The following is a 20,493-nucleotide window of genomic DNA, read 5'->3' as shown; positions in this document are numbered from 1 at the left end:
GTAACAAGCAGGAGTTAAACCCGTGGCAATTAATCTCGAAGACAAGAAGGCCATCGTCGCTGAAGTCAACGAGGCTGCCAAAGTCGCTCTGTCCGCTGTCGTGGCTGATGCCCGTGGCGTAACAGTAGGCGCAATGACCGGACTCCGTAAAGAGGCCCGTGAAGCTGGCGTTTACGTACGTGTCGTACGTAACACCCTGCTCAAGCGCGCTGTTGCTGACACTGAATACAGTGTTCTCAACGACGTGTTCACCGGCCCGACCCTGATCGCGTTCTCCAAAGATCATCCAGGCGCTGCTGCCCGTTTGTTCAAGGAATTCGCCAAGGGTCAGGACAAGTTCGAGATCAAGGCAGCTGCGTTCGAGGGCAAGTTCCTCGCAGCTAATCAGATCGATGTACTGGCAACACTGCCGACCCGCGACGAAGCCATTTCGCAGCTGATGAGCGTGATTCAAGGCGCCACCAGCAAGCTGGCTCGTACCCTGGCTGCAGTTCGCGAGCAAAAAGAAGCTGCCGCAGCCTAAGGCTGAGCACTTTCTCTCGCGCTTTTTTGTTTATTTCGATGGCCGCGTAGGCCGTCCCCCAATTCAGGAAATACAGTAATGTCTATCTCCCAAGACGATATCCTCAACGCCGTAGCTGAAATGTCGGTTCTGCAGGTTGTTGAGCTGATCAAAGCTTTCGAAGAAAAATTCGGCGTTTCCGCTGCCGCTGCTTCCGCTGGTCCAGCTGCTGCTGCCGCCGTTGTTGAAGAGCAAACCGAATTCAACGTCATGCTGACCGAAGCTGGCGAGAAGAAAGTAAACGTGATCAAGGCAGTACGTGAACTGACCGGTCTGGGCCTGAAAGAAGCCAAGGCTGTAGTTGACGGCGCTCCTGCCATGGTTCTGGAAGCTGTATCGAAAGACGCAGCTGACAAAGCCAAGGCCACTCTGGAAGAAGCAGGCGCTAAAGTCGAGCTGAAGTAAGCATCGACTTTGCGTCTCCAGCCCGAGCGTTAAGCGACAGGCTGATGGCTGGTGGCTCTTGCCACCGGCCTTTTTCCGTTATTGGCAGCCGACTGGGTCGGTGCTGATCGCGAGCTGTAACCACCCGATGTGGTGGCGCAAACCATGGGGTTTGCACGATTTTCTGGCTGCTCCCGTCGGGAGGGGCCAAACAAGCAGGTGACCAAGCTGGGGAACGCTGATGGCTTACTCATATACTGAGAAAAAACGTATCCGCAAGGACTTTAGCAAGTTGCCGGACGTCATGGATGTGCCGTACCTCCTGGCCATCCAGCTGGATTCGTATCGTGAATTCTTGCAAGCGGGAGCGACTAAAGATCAGTTCCGCGACGTGGGCCTGCATGCGGCCTTCAAATCCGTTTTCCCGATCATCAGCTACTCCGGCAATGCTGCGCTGGAGTACGTCGGTTATCGCCTGGGCGAACCGGCATTTGATGTCAAAGAATGCGTATTGCGCGGTGTGACTTACGCCGTACCTTTGCGGGTAAAAGTGCGCCTGATCATTTTCGACAAAGAATCGTCGAACAAAGCGATCAAGGACATCAAAGAGCAAGAAGTCTACATGGGTGAAATCCCCCTGATGACTGAAAACGGTACCTTCGTAATCAACGGTACCGAGCGTGTAATCGTTTCCCAGCTGCACCGTTCTCCGGGCGTGTTCTTCGACCACGACCGTGGCAAGACGCACAGCTCCGGCAAACTGCTTTACTCCGCGCGCATCATTCCTTACCGCGGTTCGTGGTTGGACTTCGAATTCGACCCGAAAGACTGCGTGTTCGTGCGTATCGACCGTCGTCGCAAGCTGCCTGCATCGGTACTGCTGCGTGCGCTCGGCTATACCACTGAAGAAGTGCTGGACGCGTTCTACACCACCAACGTTTTCCACGTGCAAGGTGAAAACCTCAGCCTGGAACTGGTGCCTCAGCGCCTGCGCGGTGAAATCGCTGTCCTCGATATCCAGGATGACAAAGGCAAGGTTATTGTCGAGCAGGGTCGTCGTATCACCGCTCGCCACATCAACCAGTTGGAAAAAGCCGGGATCAAAGAGCTGCAAGTGCCTCTGGACTACGTCCTGGGTCGCACCACGGCCAAGGTCATCGTGCATCCGGCCACCGGCGAAATCCTGGCAGAGTGCAACACCGAGCTGAACACCGAGATCCTGGCGAAAATCGCCAAGGCCCAGGTCGTTCGCATCGAGACGCTGTATACCAACGACATCGACTGTGGTCCGTTCATTTCCGACACGCTGAAGATCGACTCCACCGGCAACCAGCTGGAAGCCCTGGTCGAGATCTATCGCATGATGCGTCCTGGCGAGCCGCCAACCAAGGATGCCGCCGAGACCCTGTTCAACAACCTGTTCTTCAGCCCTGAGCGCTATGACCTGTCTGCGGTCGGCCGGATGAAGTTCAACCGTCGTATCGGTCGTACCGAGATCGAAGGTTCGGGTGTACTGAACAAGGACGACATCGTCGCGGTCCTCAAGACCCTGGTCGACATCCGTAACGGCAAAGGCATCGTCGATGATATCGACCACCTGGGTAACCGTCGTGTTCGCTGCGTAGGCGAGATGGCCGAGAACCAGTTCCGTGTTGGCCTGGTGCGCGTAGAGCGTGCGGTCAAGGAACGCCTGTCGATGGCTGAAAGCGAAGGCCTGATGCCGCAAGACCTGATCAACGCCAAGCCTGTGGCTGCGGCGGTGAAGGAGTTCTTCGGTTCTAGCCAGCTGTCCCAGTTCATGGACCAGAACAACCCGCTGTCCGAGATCACCCACAAGCGTCGTGTCTCCGCACTCGGCCCAGGCGGTCTGACTCGTGAGCGTGCAGGCTTCGAAGTTCGTGACGTACACCCGACGCACTACGGTCGTGTATGCCCGATCGAAACGCCGGAAGGTCCGAACATCGGTCTGATCAACTCCCTGGCTGCCTATGCGCGCACCAACCAGTACGGCTTCCTCGAAAGCCCGTACCGCGTGGTGAAAGATGCCCTGGTCACCGACGAGATCGTGTTCCTGTCCGCCATCGAAGAAGCTGATCACGTGATCGCCCAGGCTTCGGCCACGATGAACGACAAGAAAGTTCTGATCGACGAGCTGGTAGCGGTTCGTCACTTGAACGAGTTCACCGTCAAGGCGCCGGAAGACGTCACCTTGATGGACGTATCGCCGAAGCAGGTTGTGTCGGTTGCAGCGTCGCTGATCCCGTTCCTCGAGCACGACGACGCCAACCGTGCGTTGATGGGTTCGAACATGCAGCGTCAAGCTGTACCCACCCTGCGTGCCGATAAGCCGCTGGTCGGTACCGGCATGGAGCGTAACGTAGCCCGTGACTCCGGCGTTTGCGTCGTGGCTCGTCGTGGCGGCGTGATCGACTCCGTCGACGCCAGCCGTATCGTGGTTCGTGTTGCCGATGACGAAGTTGAAACTGGCGAAGCCGGTGTCGACATCTACAACCTGACCAAATACACCCGCTCCAACCAGAACACCTGCATCAACCAGCGTCCGCTGGTGAGCAAGGGTGATCGGGTTCAGCGCAGCGACATCATGGCCGACGGTCCATCCACCGATATGGGTGAACTGGCGTTGGGCCAGAACATGCGCATCGCGTTCATGGCATGGAACGGCTTCAACTTCGAAGACTCCATCTGCCTGTCCGAGCGTGTGGTTCAGGAAGATCGCTTCACCACGATCCACATCCAGGAACTGACCTGTGTGGCCCGTGACACCAAGCTTGGCCCAGAGGAAATCACTGCGGACATCCCGAACGTGGGTGAAGCTGCACTGAACAAGCTGGACGAAGCCGGTATCGTTTATGTAGGTGCCGAAGTAGGCGCAGGCGACATCCTGGTGGGCAAGGTCACTCCGAAAGGCGAGACCCAGCTGACTCCGGAAGAAAAACTGCTGCGTGCCATCTTCGGTGAAAAAGCCAGCGACGTTAAAGACACCTCCCTGCGCGTGCCTACCGGCACCAAGGGTACCGTCATCGACGTACAGGTCTTCACCCGCGACGGCGTTGAGCGTGATGCTCGTGCACTGTCCATCGAGAAGACTCAGCTCGACGAGATCCGCAAGGACCTGAACGAAGAGTTCCGTATTGTCGAAGGCGCGACTTTCGAACGTCTGCGCTCCGCCCTGGTAGGCCACAAGGCTGAAGGCGGCGCCGGCCTGAAGAAAGGTCAGGAAATCACCGACGAAGTCCTCGACGGTCTTGAGCATGGCCAGTGGTTCAAACTGCGCATGGCTGAAGATGCTCTGAACGAGCAGCTCGAGAAGGCCCAGGCCTACATCGTTGATCGCCGCCGTCTGCTGGACGACAAGTTCGAAGACAAGAAGCGCAAACTGCAGCAGGGCGATGACCTGGCTCCAGGCGTGCTGAAAATCGTCAAGGTTTACCTGGCAATCCGTCGCCGCATCCAGCCGGGCGACAAGATGGCCGGTCGTCACGGTAACAAGGGTGTGGTCTCCGTGATCATGCCGGTTGAAGACATGCCGCACGATGCCAATGGCACCCCGGTCGATGTGGTCCTCAACCCGTTGGGCGTACCTTCGCGTATGAACGTTGGTCAGATCCTTGAAACCCACCTGGGCCTCGCGGCCAAGGGCTTGGGCGAGAAGATCAACCGTATGATCGAAGAGCAGCGCAAGGTCGCTGACCTGCGTAAGTTCCTGCACGAGATCTACAACGAGATCGGCGGTCGCAACGAAGAGCTGGACACCTTCTCCGACCAGGAAATCCTGGATCTGGCGAAGAACCTGCGCGGCGGCGTTCCAATGGCTACTCCGGTGTTCGACGGTGCCAAGGAAAGCGAAATCAAGGCCATGCTGAAGCTGGCAGACCTGCCGGAAAGCGGCCAGATGCAGTTGTTCGACGGCCGTACCGGCAACAAGTTCGAGCGCCCGGTTACCGTTGGCTACATGTACATGCTGAAGCTGAACCACTTGGTAGACGACAAGATGCACGCTCGTTCTACCGGTTCTTACAGCCTGGTTACCCAGCAGCCGCTGGGTGGTAAGGCGCAGTTCGGTGGTCAGCGTTTCGGGGAGATGGAGGTCTGGGCACTGGAAGCGTACGGTGCTGCATACACTCTGCAAGAAATGCTCACAGTGAAGTCGGACGATGTGAACGGCCGGACCAAGATGTACAAAAACATCGTGGACGGCGATCACCGTATGGAGCCGGGCATGCCCGAGTCTTTCAACGTGTTGATCAAGGAAATTCGTTCCCTCGGCATCGATATCGATCTGGAAACCGAATAACACGTGACGCGAATCGAGAGCGGGGCTGTTTTGCCCGCTCTCTGCTCCGCCAGGAGGAAAGGCCTTGAAAGACCTACTGAATTTGCTGAAAAACCAGGGTCAAGTCGAAGAGTTCGACGCCATCCGTATTGGATTGGCCTCGCCTGAGATGATCCGTTCGTGGTCGTTCGGTGAAGTTAAAAAGCCGGAAACCATCAACTACCGTACGTTCAAACCTGAGCGTGACGGCCTGTTCTGCGCCAAGATCTTTGGCCCGGTCAAGGATTACGAGTGCCTGTGCGGTAAGTACAAGCGCTTGAAGCACCGCGGTGTGATCTGCGAGAAGTGCGGCGTTGAAGTCGCGCTGGCAAAAGTTCGTCGTGAGCGCATGGCGCACATCGAACTGGCCTCGCCGGTTGCCCACATCTGGTTCCTGAAATCGCTGCCGTCCCGTATCGGCTTGCTGATGGACATGACCCTGCGTGATATCGAGCGTGTTCTCTACTTCGAGAGCTATGTCGTTATCGATCCAGGCATGACCACTCTTGAAAAAGGTCAGCTGCTCAACGACGAGCAGTACTTCGAAGCGCTGGAAGAGTTCGGTGACGATTTCGATGCCCGCATGGGTGCCGAAGCTGTCCGCGAACTGCTGCACGCTATCGACCTGGAGCACGAGATTGGCCGTCTGCGCGAAGAAATTCCGCAAACCAACTCCGAAACCAAGATCAAGAAGCTGTCCAAGCGTCTGAAGTTGATGGAAGCCTTCCAGGGTTCCGGCAACCTGCCAGAGTGGATGGTGCTGACCGTTCTGCCGGTTCTGCCGCCAGACCTGCGTCCGCTGGTTCCGCTCGATGGCGGTCGTTTCGCGACTTCCGACCTCAACGATCTGTATCGTCGAGTGATCAACCGTAACAACCGCTTGAAGCGCCTGCTCGATCTGTCCGCTCCGGACATCATCGTGCGCAACGAAAAGCGTATGTTGCAGGAAGCGGTCGACGCACTGCTCGACAACGGTCGTCGTGGCCGCGCTATTACCGGTTCCAACAAGCGTCCTCTGAAATCCCTGGCTGACATGATCAAGGGTAAGCAGGGTCGTTTCCGTCAGAACTTGCTCGGTAAGCGTGTTGACTACTCCGGTCGTTCGGTAATTACCGTAGGCCCGACCCTGCGTCTGCACCAGTGCGGTCTGCCTAAGAAAATGGCCTTGGAGCTGTTCAAGCCGTTCATTTTCGGCAAGCTGGAAATGCGTGGTCTGGCGACCACCATCAAAGCGGCCAAGAAAATGGTCGAGCGCGAGCTGCCAGAGGTCTGGGACGTTCTCGCTGAAGTGATTCGCGAACACCCAGTGCTGCTCAACCGTGCACCGACCCTTCACCGTCTGGGCATCCAGGCGTTTGAACCGGTACTGATCGAAGGTAAGGCTATCCAGCTGCACCCGCTGGTCTGTGCTGCGTACAACGCCGACTTCGACGGCGACCAGATGGCCGTGCACGTACCGCTGACGCTGGAAGCCCAGCTCGAAGCGCGCGCGTTGATGATGTCGACCAACAACATCCTGTCGCCAGCCAACGGTGAGCCAATCATCGTTCCGTCGCAGGACGTTGTATTGGGTCTGTACTACATGACGCGTGAAGCGATCAACGCCAAGGGCGAAGGTCGTGTGTTCGCGGATCTGCAGGAAGTTGACCGTGTGTTCCGTGCCGGCGAAGCCGCACTGCATGCCAAGGTCAAGGTGCGGATCAACGAAACCGTGAACGATCGTGACGGCGGCAGCGTGACCAACACTCGTATCGTCGACACTACCGTCGGCCGTGCGCTGTTGTTCCAGGTTGTGCCAAAAGGCTTGTCCTTCGACGTCGTCAACCTGCCGATGAAGAAAAAGGCGATCTCCAAGCTGATCAACCAGTGCTACCGCGTGGTGGGTCTGAAAGAGACCGTGATCTTCGCTGACCAGTTGATGTACACCGGTTTTGCCTATTCGACCATTTCCGGCGTTTCCATCGGCGTTAACGACTTCGTTATCCCGGATGAAAAAGCCCGCATCATCGGTGCTGCCACCGAAGAAGTGAAAGAGATCGAAAGTCAGTACGCCTCCGGCCTGGTAACCCAGGGCGAGAAGTACAACAAGGTGATCGACCTCTGGTCCAAGGCGAACGACGAAGTTTCCAAGGCGATGATGGCCAACCTCTCGAAAGAGAAAGTCATCGACCGTCACGGCAACGAAGTCGACCAGGAATCCTTCAACTCGATGTACATGATGGCCGACTCGGGCGCACGGGGTTCTGCTGCGCAGATCCGTCAGCTCGCCGGTATGCGTGGCCTGATGGCCAAGCCGGACGGTTCCATCATCGAGACCCCGATTACCGCGAACTTCCGTGAAGGCTTGAGCGTACTCCAGTACTTCATCTCCACTCACGGTGCTCGTAAGGGTCTTGCGGATACCGCGTTGAAAACGGCGAACTCCGGTTACCTGACTCGTCGTCTGGTAGACGTTGCCCAGGATCTGGTCGTGACCGAGATCGATTGCGGCACCGAACATGGCCTGGTCATGACGCCGCACATTGAAGGCGGTGACGTAGTAGAGCCATTGGGTGAGCGCGTATTGGGTCGTGTCATCGCCCGTGACGTATTCAAGCCGGGTACCGAGGACGTCATCGTTCCTGCTGGCACCTTGGTTGACGAGAAGTGGGTCGAGTTCATCGAACTCAACAGCATCGACGAAGTGATCGTACGTTCGCCGATCAGCTGCGAAACCCGCTACGGCATCTGCGCCAAGTGCTACGGTCGCGACCTGGCTCGTGGTCACCAGGTGAACATCGGTGAAGCGGTCGGCGTTATCGCTGCCCAGTCCATCGGTGAGCCGGGTACCCAGCTGACGATGCGTACGTTCCACATCGGTGGTGCGGCAAGCCGGACCTCCGCGGCCGACAGCGTCCAGGTGAAGAATGGCGGTACCGTCCGTCTGCACAACCTCAAGCACGTAGAGCGTGTCGACGGTCACCTGGTGGCTGTGTCCCGTTCCGGTGAGCTGGCCATCGCTGATGACTTCGGTCGTGAGCGTGAGCGTTACAAGCTGCCGTACGGTGCTGTGATTTCGGTGAAGGAAGGCGACAAGGTCGACGCTGGTGCCATCGTGGCCAAGTGGGATCCGCACACTCACCCGATCGTCACCGAGATGAAAGGTACCGTGACCTACGTGGGCATGGAAGAAGGCATCACGATCAAGCGTCAGACCGACGAATTGACCGGTATGACCAACATTGAAGTACTTGATGCAAAAGATCGTCCAGCTGCCGGCAAGGACATCCGTCCTGCTGTGAAGATGGTCGATGACAACGGCAAGGACCTGTTGCTGCCAGGCACTGACGTAATCGCTCAGTACTTCCTGCCAGCCAACGCCCTGGTCGGTGTTGCGGACGGTGCGCGGATCGCGATCGGTGACGTAATCGCTCGTATCCCGCAGGAAACTTCGAAAACCCGCGACATCACCGGTGGTCTGCCGCGTGTTGCCGACTTGTTCGAAGCTCGTCGTCCGAAAGAAGCCTCGATTCTGGCTGAAGTCAGCGGCACCATCGCGTTCGGTAAAGAGACCAAGGGCAAGCGCCGTCTGGTCATTACTCCGAACGACGGTAGCGATCCGTACGAAGAGCTGATTCCGAAGTGGCGTCACCTGAACGTCTTCGAAGGCGAACAGGTAAATCGCGGCGAAGTTATCTCGGACGGCCCGAGCGATCCACACGACATCCTGCGTCTGCTGGGTGTGAGTGCGCTGGCCAAGTACATCGTGAACGAGATCCAGGACGTTTACCGTCTGCAAGGCGTGAAGATCAACGACAAGCACATCGAGACCATCCTGCGTCAGATGCTGCGTAAGGTCGAGATCGCTGAATCCGGCGACTCGAGTTTCATCAAGGGCGACCAGATGGAACTGACTCACGTACTGGTGGAAAACGAGCGCCTGGCGACCGAAGACAAGTTCGTCTCCAAGTTCACTCGCGTGCTGCTGGGTATCACCAAGGCGTCGTTGTCCACCGAATCGTTCATCTCGGCGGCTTCCTTCCAGGAAACCACCCGCGTACTGACCGAAGCGGCGGTAACCGGCAAGCGCGACTACCTGCGCGGCCTGAAAGAAAACGTGGTCGTGGGTCGTCTGATCCCGGCCGGTACCGGCTTGGCCTATCACAGCGAGCGCAAGCGTCGTCGTGATGCTGACAAACCGTTGCGCGTAAGCGCCAGTGAAGTGGAAGCTGCACTGACCGAAGCGCTGAACTCGAGTGGTAACTGAGTTCTGCGGTAATTGAGTGCCTGGCCCTGGTCGCCCCGTTCGGCGGATCGAGACAAATTGTCGAGATCCGGCGGACGGGGAGGTCGGGGCCTTGCCTTGACTGGGGGCAAGATCCTCTTTAGACTCTTGATCCCCTAAATTTGGCGGGAATTCGTTCCTGCCATTTTGCTTTTCTTGTAAGACAATAGCGTCGCAAGACAACAGTGGAGCTAGTAGATGGCAACTATCAACCAGCTGGTACGTCAGCCGCGTAAGCGTATCGTCGAGAAATCCGACGTGCCTGCGCTGCAGAACTGCCCGCAACGTCGTGGCGTATGCACCCGTGTGTATACCACCACGCCGAAAAAACCTAACTCGGCACTGCGTAAAGTATGCCGTGTGCGTCTGACCAACGGTTTCGAGGTTTCCTCGTACATCGGCGGTGAAGGCCACAACCTGCAAGAGCACAGCGTGGTCCTGATCCGCGGCGGTCGTGTAAAAGACTTGCCAGGTGTTCGTTACCACACCGTTCGCGGCTCTTTGGATACTTCCGGCGTCAAAGGTCGTAACCAAGGTCGTTCGAAGTACGGTACCAAGCGTCCGAAATAATCGGCCGTTTTGCAGTTTTTAATTTTATTGAGTCGATAAGAGTAAGGTCGGGCACGCATCTGCTGTCCCGGGCTAACCTGAAGACCGTTTGAGGGCTTATCAATGCCAAGACGTCGCGTAGCAGCCAAACGTGAGATTCTGGACGATCCGAAATACGGAAGCCAGATTCTCGCCAAGTTCATGAACCACGTAATGGAAAGCGGCAAGAAAGCCGTGGCCGAGCGTATCGTTTATGGCGCACTGGACAAAGTTAAGGAACGCAAGAACAGCGATCCCCTGGAAATCTTCGAGAAAGCTCTCGACGCCATCGCTCCGCTGGTCGAAGTGAAGTCGCGCCGTGTAGGCGGTGCTACTTACCAGGTTCCGGTCGAAGTTCGTCCGTCCCGTCGTAACGCCCTGGCAATGCGCTGGCTGGTAGACTTCGCTCGCAAGCGCGGTGAGAAGTCCATGGCCCTGCGTTTGGCTGGTGAACTGTTGGACGCTGCTGAAGGTAAAGGTGCTGCAGTTAAGAAGCGTGAAGACGTGCACCGTATGGCTGAAGCCAACAAGGCTTTCTCGCACTACCGCTTCTAATTTTAGCGTCACTCAATTTGCGAGGGCTTTATGGCTCGTACTACACCGATTAACCGCTACCGTAACATCGGTATCGTTGCTCACGTGGATGCTGGTAAAACCACCACCACCGAGCGCGTCCTTTTTTACACCGGCAAAAGTCACAAAATGGGCGAGGTGCATGATGGCGCCGCGACCACAGACTGGATGGTGCAGGAGCAGGAGCGTGGTATTACCATTACTTCTGCTGCTATCACCGCCTTCTGGAAAGGTTCCGAGAAGCAGTACCCGCACGAGCACCGCTTCAACGTTATCGATACCCCAGGCCACGTAGACTTCACCATTGAAGTTGAGCGTTCCCTGCGTGTACTCGACGGCGCCGTCGTTGTGTTCTGTGGTACTTCGGGTGTTGAGCCTCAGTCGGAAACCGTATGGCGTCAGGCCAACAAATACGGCGTTCCACGTCTTGTTTACGTAAACAAGATGGACCGTGCTGGTGCCAACTTCCTGCGCGTGATCGCTCAGATCAAGCAGCGTCTGGGTCACACTCCGGTGCCGATCCAGTTGGCTATCGGTTCCGAAGACAACTTCCAGGGTCAGATCGATCTGATCAACATGCAAGCTGTCTACTGGAACGATTCCGACAAGGGCATGGTTCCTGTTCGCAAGGACATTCCTGCTGAATTGCTGGAAGAAGCCGAGAAGTGGCGCGGCAACATGGTTGAGGCTGCGGCCGAAGCCAATGAAGAGCTGATGAACAAGTACCTTGAGGGTGAAGAGCTCACCAACGAGGAAATCAAGGCCGCTCTGCGTCAGCGTACCATCGCTGGTGAGATCGTTCTGGCTGTTTGCGGTTCTTCCTTCAAGAACAAGGGTGTTCCCCTGGTTCTCGACGCCGTTATCGACTTCCTGCCTGCTCCAACCGACATTCCTGCTATCAAGGGTTCCAACCCGGATAACGAGGAAGAGGAAATGGAGCGTCACGCAAGTGATGACGAGCCTTTCGCGGCTTTGGCGTTCAAGATCGCTACCGACCCATTCGTGGGTACCTTGACCTTTGTTCGAGTTTACTCGGGCGTGTTGGCCTCCGGCGACGGCGTGATCAACTCGGTAAAAGGCAAGAAAGAGCGCGTGGGTCGTATGGTGCAAATGCACGCAAACGCCCGTGAAGAAATCAAGGAAGTACGCGCTGGCGACATCGCGGCCTTGATCGGCATGAAGGACGTCACCACCGGTGAAACCTTGTGCAACGCTGACAAGCCAATCATCCTGGTTCGCATGGACTTCCCGGAGCCGGTTATTTCGGTTGCCGTTGAGCCTAAGACCAAGGACGACCAGGAAAAAATGGGTATCGCTCTGGGCAAGCTCGCTCAGGAAGACCCGTCTTTCCGCGTCAAGACTGATGAAGAGACTGGTCAAACGATCATCTCCGGCATGGGCGAGTTGCACCTGGACATCCTGGTTGACCGGATGCGCCGTGAGTTCAACGTCGAAGCCAACATCGGTAAGCCTCAGGTTTCCTATCGTGAGCGCATCACGAAGAACTGTGAAATCGAAGGCAAGTTCGTTCGCCAGTCCGGCGGTCGTGGCCAGTTCGGTCACTGCTGGATTCGTTTTGCACCGGCTGACGAAGGTCAGGAAGGTCTGCAATTCGTGAACGAAGTCGTAGGTGGTGTGGTTCCTAAGGAATACATCCCGGCGATCCAGAAGGGTATCGAAGAGCAGATGAAGAACGGCGTTGTTGCCGGTTATCCGCTGATCGGCCTGAAGGCAACTGTGTTTGATGGTTCTTACCACGACGTCGACTCCAACGAGATGGCGTTCAAGGTGGCTGCTTCCATGGCAACCAAGCAACTGGCCCAGAAGGGCGGTGGTGAGTTGCTCGAGCCGATCATGGCAGTAGAAGTCGTTACGCCTGAAGACTACATGGGTGATGTCATGGGCGACCTTAACCGTCGTCGTGGCATGATTCTGGGTATGGAAGATACGGTTTCCGGCAAGGTCATTCGTGCCGAGGTTCCGTTGGGTGAAATGTTCGGTTACGCGACCGACGTTCGTTCCATGTCTCAGGGTCGCGCAAGCTACTCTATGGAATTCAAAAAATACAATACAGCTCCGTCGCATATCGTCGAGACTGTTACTAAAAAGCAAGGCTGATTCAGCCCTTTAGGCAAGGAGTTAATTGTCGTGGCTAAAGAAAAATTTGATCGTTCCCTACCGCACGTCAACGTTGGCACCATTGGTCACGTTGACCACGGTAAAACCACTCTGACTGCTGCTCTGACTCGCGTCTGCTCCGAAGTTTTCGGTTCGGCCGTTGTTGCTTTCGACAAAATCGACAGCGCTCCGGAAGAAAAGGCTCGTGGTATCACCATCAACACCGCGCACGTTGAGTACAACTCTTCGATTCGTCACTACGCTCACGTTGACTGCCCAGGTCACGCTGACTACGTGAAGAACATGATCACCGGTGCTGCCCAGATGGACGGCGCGATCCTGGTTTGCTCGGCCGCTGATGGTCCGATGCCGCAAACTCGTGAGCACATCCTGCTGTCCCGTCAGGTAGGCGTTCCGTACATCGTTGTCTTCCTGAACAAGGCTGACATGGTTGACGACGCTGAGCTGCTGGAACTGGTTGAGATGGAAGTGCGCGACCTGCTGAGCACTTACGACTTCCCAGGTGATGACACTCCAATCATCATCGGTTCGGCTCTGATGGCTCTGAACGGCCAGGACGACAACGAAATGGGTACCACCGCTGTCAAGCGTCTGGTAGAAACTCTGGACAGCTACATCCCAGAGCCAGTTCGTGTTATCGACAAGCCGTTCCTGATGCCAATCGAAGACGTATTCTCGATCTCCGGTCGCGGTACTGTTGTGACTGGTCGTATCGAGCGCGGTATCGTCAAGGTTCAGGATCCACTGGAAATCGTAGGTCTGCGTGACACCACCGTCACCACCTGCACCGGTGTTGAAATGTTCCGTAAGCTGCTCGACGAAGGTCGTGCTGGCGAGAACTGCGGCGTTCTGCTGCGTGGTACCAAGCGTGACGACGTTGAGCGTGGCCAGGTTCTGGTTAAGCCAGGTTCGGTCAAGCCGCACACCAAGTTCGAAGCTGAAGTGTACGTTCTGAGCAAAGAAGAAGGCGGTCGTCACACTCCGTTCTTCAAAGGCTACCGTCCACAGTTCTACTTCCGGACCACTGACGTGACCGGTAACTGCGAACTGCCGGAAGGCGTTGAAATGGTAATGCCAGGCGACAACATCAAAATGGTTGTCACCCTGATCAAGACCATCGCAATGGAAGACGGTCTGCGTTTCGCTATCCGTGAAGGCGGTCGTACCGTCGGCGCTGGCGTCGTAGCCAAAATCATCGAGTAAGCTCTTTTTGAGTCAGCTTCGATGAGTTGAGAAAGCCCCCGCCCAGCGGGGGCTTTTTTATTGGGTTGACACCTATATGGGGCGTCTATAGAATTGCGCCTCCTTTTAACGGGCGTATTGCGCTCGGTGGGAATAGCAGCCGGAGTCTGAAATCCAATGCAAAATCAGCAAATCCGTATCAGGTTGAAGGCTTTCGACCATCGCCTGATCGACCAATCCACCCAGGAAATCGTGGAAACCGCGAAACGTACTGGTGCTCAAGTGCGTGGTCCAATTCCACTGCCTACCCGTAAAGAGCGGTTCACCGTTCTGGTCTCCCCGCACGTCAACAAAGACGCGCGTGACCAGTACGAGATCCGTACTCATAAGCGCGTTCTGGACATCGTCCAGCCAACGGATAAAACCGTTGATGCACTTATGAAGCTCGATCTTGCGGCCGGTGTGGAAGTGCAGATCAGCCTCGGCTAAGACTCGGTCTTAGTCGTGTAACGCTCTGAAATGGGCGGCCATAGCGGGTGAAAGCCCCGTACACTCATGAGGTTTACAACATGACTATTGGTGTAGTCGGTCGTAAATGCGGTATGACCCGTATTTTCACCGAAGAAGGTGTCTCCATTCCGGTCACGGTCATTGAGATCGAGCCGAATCGCGTCACCCAGTTCAAAACTGAAGAGACCGATGGCTATCGTGCAGTGCAAGTCACTGTCGGCGAGCGTCGCGCTTCGCGTGTAACAGCAGCTCAGGCTGGCCACTTCGCCAAGGCGAACGTTGCCGCTGGTCGTACCGTAATGGAGTTCCGCCTTGAAGAAGGCGAGTACCAGGCCGGCGATCTGATCAACGCTGAAATCTTCGCCGCTGGTCAACTGGTTGATGTGACCGGTCAGTCCAAGGGTAAAGGCTTCCAGGGTACGATCAAGCGTTGGAACTTCCGCGGGCAAGATAACACCCACGGTAACTCCGTATCCCACCGCGTTCCAGGCTCTATCGGCCAGTGCCAGACTCCTGGTCGTGTATTCAAGGGCAAAAAAATGTCCGGTCATATGGGCGCTGAGCGCGTGACCGTGCAGTCCCTCGAAGTAGTGCGCGTGGACGCTGAACGCAATCTGTTGTTGGTCAAGGGCGCTGTTCCTGGCGCTACTGGCGGCAACTTGGTTGTACGTCCAGCAGCCAAGGCTCGCGGTTAAGGGGAAGCTGACATGCAATTAAATGTAAATGACGCTCAAGCGATCGAAGTTTCCGAACTGACATTTGGCGGCGAATTCAACGAGACGCTGGTTCACCAAGCAGTCGTGGCCTACATGGCTGGCGGCCGTCAAGGTAGCAAGCAGCAAAAGACCCGTTCCGACGTTTCTGGTGGCGGTAAGCGCCCATGGCGTCAGAAAGGTACTGGCCGTGCTCGTGCCGGTACTATCCGTAGCCCAATCTGGCGTGGCGGCGGTACCACTTTCGCAGCTCGTCCTCAGGATCACTCCCAAAAGCTGAACAAGAAGATGTATCGCGCAGCAATGCGTTCCATCCTTGCTGAGCTGGTGCGTACTGATCGTCTGGTCGTGGTTCAGGACTTCGCTGTTGAAGCACCGAAAACCAAAGATCTGCTGAACAAGCTGAATGGCATGGGCCTGACTGACGTCCTGATCGTGTCTGACGCTGTTGATCAGAACCTGTACCTGGCTGCTCGCAACCTGCCGCACGTCGATGTTCGTGACGTTCAAGGTTCCGATCCGGTCAGTCTGATCGCATACGACAAGGTGTTGATCACCGTGTCGGCCGTGAAGAAATTCGAGGAGCTGCTGGGATGAACCAGGAACGCGTATTTAAAGTTCTGCTTGGCCCGCACGTTTCCGAGAAGGCTACGGTTCTGGCAGACAAGAAAGGCCAGTTCGTTTTCAAGGTTGCGACTGACGCAACCAAGCTGGAAATCAAGAAGGCCGTCGAAAGCCTGTTCAGCGTGAAAGTAGAGCGCGTGACTACCCTGAACGTACTGGGTAAAAGCAAGCGCACTGCTCGCGGTCTGGGCAAGCGTAATGACTGGAAGAAGGCAGTTATCTCCCTTCAGCCAGGCCAAGATCTCGATTTCAGCAGCAGTGCTGAGTAAGGAAGGGGTGCATCATGGCAATCGTTAAATGCAAACCGACTTCCCCTGGCCGCCGTTTTGTGGTCAAGGTGGTCAACCAGGAGCTGCATAAAGGCGCTCCTCACGCACCGCTGCTCGAGAAAAAATCGAAGTCTGGTGGTCGTAACAACAATGGCCGTATTACCACGCGTCACATCGGTGGTGGTCATAAGCAGCATTATCGTCTGGTCGACTTCCGTCGCAACGACAAGGATGGCATCGCTGCCACCGTCGAGCGTATCGAATACGATCCAAACCGTACTGCTCACATCGCTCTGCTGCTGTACGCAGATGGCGAGCGTCGCTACATCATCGCCCCTAAAGGCGTGAGCGCTGGCGACCAGCTGATCGCAGGTGCCCTGGCACCGATCAAGCCGGGCAACGCTCTGCAACTGCGTAACATTCCAGTTGGTAGCACCGTACACGGCATCGAATTGAAGCCAGGTAAAGGCGCACAGATCGCTCGTTCCGCTGGTGCTTCGGCTCAGCTGATCGCTCGTGAAGGTGTCTACGTGACCCTGCGTCTGCGTTCTGGTGAGATGCGTAAAGTACTGGCTGAATGCCGTGCGACCCTGGGCGAAGTCTCGAACTCCGAGCACAGCCTGCGTTCGTTGGGTAAAGCTGGTGCCAAGCGCTGGCGTGGCGTTCGCCCAACCGTTCGTGGTGTTGCCATGAACCCGGTTGACCACCCACATGGTGGTGGTGAAGGTCGTACCTCTGGTGGTCGTCATCCGGTATCGCCATGGGGCTTCCCGACTAAGGGCGCGAAGACTCGTGGTAATAAGCGTACCGACAAAATGATCGTCCGTCGTCGCAAGTAAATAGAGGGATACGACAGTGCCACGTTCTCTGAAAAAAGGTCCTTTTATTGATCTTCACCTACTGAAGAAGATCGAAGTGGCGGCGGAAAAGAACGATCGCAAACCAGTTAAGACCTGGTCGCGTCGTTCGATGATCCTGCCACAAATGGTCGGTCTGACCATCGCAGTACACAACGGTCGTCAACACGTCCCAGTTCTCGTTAACGAAGACATGGTCGGCCACAAACTGGGCGAGTTCGCCGGTACCCGCACTTATCGTGGGCACGTGGCAGACAAGAAAGCCAAGCGTTAAGGGGTTAGGAAATGGAAGTAGCCGCTAAGTTGTCGGGCGCTCGAATCTCCGCCCAGAAAGCCCGCTTGGTCGCCGACCAGATCCGCGGGAAGAAGGTGGGCGAAGCGCTCAACCTGTTGGCTTTCAGCAGTAAGAAAGCCGCCGAGATCATGAAGAAAGTGCTGGAGTCGGCCGTAGCCAACGCCGAGCATAACGAAGGCGCAGACGTTGATGACCTGAAGGTCAGCACCGTTTTCGTCAACGAAGGGCGTTCGCTGAAGCGCATCATGCCACGTGCCAAAGGCCGTGCTGATCGCATCGTCAAGCGGTCTTGCCATATCACTGTCAAGGTTGCTGACAAGTAACGGAGTCGAAGAGATGGGTCAGAAAGTACATCCCATTGGCATTCGCCTGGGAATCGTCAAGGAGCACACCTCCGTCTGGTACGCAGACGGTCGGACTTATGCGGACTACTTGTTCGCTGATCTGAAGGTGCGTGAGTATCTCCAAGACAAACTAAAAAGCGCGTCCGTAAGCCGTATCGATATCCATCGTCCGGCGCAGACTGCACGTATCACCATCCACACCGCTCGTCCAGGTATCGTTATCGGGAAGAAAGGTGAAGATGTTGAGAAACTGCGTCAGGACCTGACCAAGCAAATGGGTGTGCCTGTGCACATCAATATCGAAGAGATCCGCAAGCCGGAGCTCGACGGTATGCTGGTTGCGCAGAGCGTAGCTCAGCAGCTGGAGCGTCGCGTCATGTTCCGTCGCGCTATGAAGCGCGCTGTACAGAACGCAATGCGCATTGGTGCCAAAGGCATCAAAATCCAAGTGAGCGGTCGTCTCGGCGGTGCTGAAATCGCACGTACTGAATGGTATCGCGAAGGTCGTGTGCCACTGCACACCCTGCGTGCCGACATCGACTATGCCAACTACGAAGCTCACACCACTTACGGTGTGATCGGTGTAAAGGTTTGGATCTTCAAAGGCGAAGTAATTGGTGGTCGCCAAGAAGAACTGAAACCACAAGCACCAGCGCCTCGTAAAAAAGCTGCTAAGTAAGGGGTACGCCAAATGTTGCAACCAAAGCGTACGAAGTTCCGCAAGCAGATGACCGGCCACAACCGTGGCCTGGCATTGCGCGGTAGCAAAGTCAGCTTCGGCGAGTTCGCGCTGAAGTCTGTTGCTCGTGGTCGTCTCACCGCTCGTCAGATCGAGTCAGCGCGTCGTGCACTGACCCGTCACGTAAAACGTGGCGGCAAGATCTGGATCCGTGTATTCCCGGACAAGCCTGTCACCAAGAAGCCACTCGAAGTTCGGATGGGTAAAGGTAAGGGTAACGTGGAGTACTGGGTTGCCCAGATTCAGCCAGGCAAAGTCCTGTATGAAATCGAGGGTGTTTCTGAAGAGCTGGCGCGTGAGGCTTTCGCCCTGGCTGCTGCAAAGCTGCCGCTCGCCACCTCCTTTGTTAAACGGACGGTGATGTGATGAAAGCGAATGAACTTCGTGAAAAATCAGCACAGCAGCTGAACGAGCAACTGCTCGGCCTGCTGCGCGACCAGTTCAATCTGCGTATGCAGAAAGCAACTGGCCAGTTGGGGCAGTCTCATCTGCTCTCGCAAGTTAAGCGTGACATCGCTCGCGTGAAAACTGTGCTCAACCAGCAGGCAGGTAAGTAATCATGGCTGAAGCCGAAAAAACTGTCCGTACGCTGACTGGCCGTGTTGTCAGCGACAAGATGGACAAAACCATCACCGTTCTGATCGAGCGTCGCGTTAAGCACCCGATCTACGGTAAATACGTTAAGCGTTCGACTAAGCTGCACGCGCACGACGAAACCAATCAGTGCCACATCGGCGACAAAGTCACTATTCGTGAAACTCGTCCTTTGGCCAAGACCAAGTCTTGGGCGCTGGTTGATGTTCTCGAACGCGCTGTGGAAGTCTAAGGACTAGGGGTCGGAGAAATTATATGATTCAGACTCAATCCATGCTCGATGTGGCCGATAACAGCGGCGCTCGCCGTGTTATGTGCATCAAGGTGCTGGGTGGCTCCCATCGTCGTTACGCTGGTATCGGTGACATCATCAAGGTTACCGTCAAGGAAGCAATTCCTCGCGGTAAGGTGAAAAAAGGCCAAGTGATGACTGCTGTCGTAGTCCGCACTCGCCATGGCGTTCGTCGTGCTGACGGCTCCATCATCCGCTTTGATGGCAACGCTGCTGTTCTGTTGAACAACAAGCAAGAGCCGATCGGCACCCGTATCTTTGGGCCAGTGACGCGTGAACTTCGTACTGAGAAGTTCATGAAGATCGTCTCGCTCGCCCCAGAAGTGCTGTAAGGAGATCCGACATGCAAAAGATTCGTCGTGACGACGAGATCATCGTGATCGCCGGCAAAGACAAAGGTAAGCGCGGTAAGGTGCTTAAGGTTCTCGCTAACAACCGTTTGGTTGTTGGCGGTCTGAACCTGGTCAAGCGTCATACCAAGCCTAACCCGATGTCGGGCGTGCAGGGCGGTATCGTCGAAAAAGAAGCTCCGCTGGATGCTTCTAACGTCGCCATTTTCAACGGCGAAACCAACAAGGCTGACCGCGTTGGTTTCAAAGTAGAAGACGGCAAGAAAATTCGTGTCTTCAAGTCGACCCAAAAAGCGGTTGATGCTTGAACACTGCTAGGTAGATGAGACCATGGCACGACTAAAAGAGATTTACCGGAAGGAAATCGCACCGAAACTTAAGGAAGAACTTAAGCTTTCGAACGTGATGGAAGTTCCGCGCGTTACCAAAATCACCCTGAACATGGGTCTGGGCGAAGCGATCGGCGACAAAAAAGTCATCGAGCACGCTGTTGCTGACCTGGAAAAGATCACCGGTCAGAAAGTCGTCGTGACTTACGCTCGGAAATCCATCGCTGGCTTTAAAGTCCGTGAAGGTTGGCCGATCGGCGTCAAAGTGACCCTGCGCCGTGAGCGTATGTACGAGTTCCTGGATCGTCTGCTGTCGATCTCCCTGCCTCGGGTTCGCGACTTCCGCGGCCTGAATGCCAAGTCCTTCGATGGTCGTGGCAACTACAGCATGGGCGTTAAAGAGCAGATCATTTTCCCGGAAATCGATTACGACAAGATCGATGCTCTCCGCGGTCTGGACATTACCCTGACCACCACTGCTCGGACGGATGACGAAGGTCGCGCACTGCTGCGCGCTTTCAAATTCCCGTTCCGCAACTGATTGGAGTAGGA

At 55.9% G+C, this 20,493-nt stretch carries 22 protein-coding genes; all 22 read left to right on the top strand.

Annotation, left to right across the window (positions count from 1 at the left end; translation table 11 throughout):
* The first annotated feature begins 22 nt into the window (after window positions 1-22).
* Window positions 23-523, top strand: coding sequence for a 50S ribosomal protein L10 (gene rplJ, locus ACIPQ1_RS25230; RefSeq protein ID WP_047230484.1), 501 nt, complete (start codon window positions 23-25; stop codon window positions 521-523).
* A 78-nt stretch (window positions 524-601) separates the two neighbouring features.
* Window positions 602-967 (top strand): 50S ribosomal protein L7/L12, encoded by a 366-nt coding sequence (gene rplL, locus ACIPQ1_RS25225; RefSeq protein WP_025215758.1) that lies wholly within the window; start codon window positions 602-604, stop codon window positions 965-967.
* Between the two features lie 220 nt (window positions 968-1,187).
* Window positions 1,188-5,261 (top strand): DNA-directed RNA polymerase subunit beta, encoded by a 4,074-nt coding sequence (gene rpoB, locus ACIPQ1_RS25220; RefSeq protein WP_053125867.1) that lies wholly within the window; start codon window positions 1,188-1,190, stop codon window positions 5,259-5,261.
* 64 nt (window positions 5,262-5,325) lie between these two features.
* Window positions 5,326-9,525 carry a DNA-directed RNA polymerase subunit beta' gene (rpoC, locus tag ACIPQ1_RS25215; RefSeq protein WP_047230482.1) on the top strand — a complete coding sequence of 1,400 codons (4,200 nt, stop codon included), beginning with the start codon at window positions 5,326-5,328 and terminating at the stop codon, window positions 9,523-9,525.
* Window positions 9,526-9,741: 216 nt separating this feature from the next.
* Window positions 9,742-10,113: a 30S ribosomal protein S12 gene (gene rpsL / locus ACIPQ1_RS25210; protein WP_003186084.1), complete on the top strand. Its 372-nt coding sequence runs from the start codon at window positions 9,742-9,744 to the stop codon at window positions 10,111-10,113.
* A 102-nt stretch (window positions 10,114-10,215) separates the two neighbouring features.
* Window positions 10,216-10,686 carry a 30S ribosomal protein S7 gene (gene rpsG, locus ACIPQ1_RS25205; protein ID WP_003186074.1) on the top strand — a complete coding sequence of 157 codons (471 nt, stop codon included), beginning with the start codon at window positions 10,216-10,218 and terminating at the stop codon, window positions 10,684-10,686.
* A gap of 30 nt (window positions 10,687-10,716) precedes the next feature.
* Window positions 10,717-12,822 carry an elongation factor G gene (gene fusA, locus ACIPQ1_RS25200; protein WP_053125865.1) on the top strand — a complete coding sequence of 702 codons (2,106 nt, stop codon included), beginning with the start codon at window positions 10,717-10,719 and terminating at the stop codon, window positions 12,820-12,822.
* Between the two features lie 30 nt (window positions 12,823-12,852).
* On the top strand, window positions 12,853-14,046 hold the full coding sequence (gene tuf / locus ACIPQ1_RS25195) for an elongation factor Tu (RefSeq protein ID WP_003186071.1): 1,194 nt from the start codon (window positions 12,853-12,855) through the stop codon (window positions 14,044-14,046).
* A gap of 156 nt (window positions 14,047-14,202) precedes the next feature.
* The gene (rpsJ, locus tag ACIPQ1_RS25190) at window positions 14,203-14,514 is read left to right on the top strand and encodes a 30S ribosomal protein S10 (RefSeq protein WP_003186070.1); all 312 of its coding nucleotides are present in this window, start codon (window positions 14,203-14,205) and stop codon (window positions 14,512-14,514) included.
* An 80-nt stretch (window positions 14,515-14,594) separates the two neighbouring features.
* Window positions 14,595-15,230 carry a 50S ribosomal protein L3 gene (gene rplC, locus ACIPQ1_RS25185; protein ID WP_003186059.1) on the top strand — a complete coding sequence of 212 codons (636 nt, stop codon included), beginning with the start codon at window positions 14,595-14,597 and terminating at the stop codon, window positions 15,228-15,230.
* 12 nt (window positions 15,231-15,242) lie between these two features.
* The gene (gene rplD / locus ACIPQ1_RS25180; protein ID WP_003186057.1) at window positions 15,243-15,845 is read left to right on the top strand and encodes a 50S ribosomal protein L4; all 603 of its coding nucleotides are present in this window, start codon (window positions 15,243-15,245) and stop codon (window positions 15,843-15,845) included.
* The gene (gene rplW / locus ACIPQ1_RS25175) at window positions 15,842-16,141 is read left to right on the top strand and encodes a 50S ribosomal protein L23 (RefSeq protein WP_002555488.1); all 300 of its coding nucleotides are present in this window, start codon (window positions 15,842-15,844) and stop codon (window positions 16,139-16,141) included. Before rplD ends, rplW begins: the two co-directional genes overlap by 4 nt.
* Before the next feature lie 14 nt (window positions 16,142-16,155).
* The gene (gene rplB / locus ACIPQ1_RS25170) at window positions 16,156-16,980 is read left to right on the top strand and encodes a 50S ribosomal protein L2 (RefSeq protein WP_003186055.1); all 825 of its coding nucleotides are present in this window, start codon (window positions 16,156-16,158) and stop codon (window positions 16,978-16,980) included.
* Between the two features lie 16 nt (window positions 16,981-16,996).
* Entirely contained in the window at window positions 16,997-17,272 is a 276-nt protein-coding gene (gene rpsS, locus ACIPQ1_RS25165) for a 30S ribosomal protein S19 (protein WP_002555486.1), read from the top strand.
* Between the two features lie 11 nt (window positions 17,273-17,283).
* Window positions 17,284-17,616 carry a 50S ribosomal protein L22 gene (gene rplV / locus ACIPQ1_RS25160; protein WP_003103908.1) on the top strand — a complete coding sequence of 111 codons (333 nt, stop codon included), beginning with the start codon at window positions 17,284-17,286 and terminating at the stop codon, window positions 17,614-17,616.
* Between the two features lie 13 nt (window positions 17,617-17,629).
* Window positions 17,630-18,316 carry a 30S ribosomal protein S3 gene (gene rpsC, locus ACIPQ1_RS25155; RefSeq protein WP_003176422.1) on the top strand — a complete coding sequence of 229 codons (687 nt, stop codon included), beginning with the start codon at window positions 17,630-17,632 and terminating at the stop codon, window positions 18,314-18,316.
* A gap of 12 nt (window positions 18,317-18,328) precedes the next feature.
* Window positions 18,329-18,742, top strand: a complete 414-nt coding sequence (gene rplP, locus ACIPQ1_RS25150; protein ID WP_003186052.1) for a 50S ribosomal protein L16 — start codon at window positions 18,329-18,331, stop codon at window positions 18,740-18,742.
* On the top strand, window positions 18,742-18,933 hold the full coding sequence (gene rpmC / locus ACIPQ1_RS25145) for a 50S ribosomal protein L29 (RefSeq protein WP_002555481.1): 192 nt from the start codon (window positions 18,742-18,744) through the stop codon (window positions 18,931-18,933). Before rplP ends, rpmC begins: the two co-directional genes overlap by 1 nt.
* 2 nt (window positions 18,934-18,935) lie before the next feature.
* Window positions 18,936-19,202 (top strand): 30S ribosomal protein S17, encoded by a 267-nt coding sequence (gene rpsQ / locus ACIPQ1_RS25140; RefSeq protein ID WP_003176419.1) that lies wholly within the window; start codon window positions 18,936-18,938, stop codon window positions 19,200-19,202.
* 23 nt (window positions 19,203-19,225) lie between these two features.
* Window positions 19,226-19,594: a 50S ribosomal protein L14 gene (rplN, locus tag ACIPQ1_RS25135; RefSeq protein ID WP_002555479.1), complete on the top strand. Its 369-nt coding sequence runs from the start codon at window positions 19,226-19,228 to the stop codon at window positions 19,592-19,594.
* Between the two features lie 11 nt (window positions 19,595-19,605).
* Window positions 19,606-19,920, top strand: coding sequence for a 50S ribosomal protein L24 (gene rplX, locus ACIPQ1_RS25130; protein ID WP_186546713.1), 315 nt, complete (start codon window positions 19,606-19,608; stop codon window positions 19,918-19,920).
* A 22-nt stretch (window positions 19,921-19,942) separates the two neighbouring features.
* Entirely contained in the window at window positions 19,943-20,482 is a 540-nt protein-coding gene (gene rplE / locus ACIPQ1_RS25125) for a 50S ribosomal protein L5 (RefSeq protein WP_003186044.1), read from the top strand.
* Window positions 20,483-20,493 lie beyond the last annotated feature (11 nt).

Source organism: Pseudomonas sp. LARHCG127, assembly GCF_052871455.1.
Note: the sequence above shows the minus strand (reverse complement) of the source record. Positions and strands in the feature narration are given on the sequence as shown.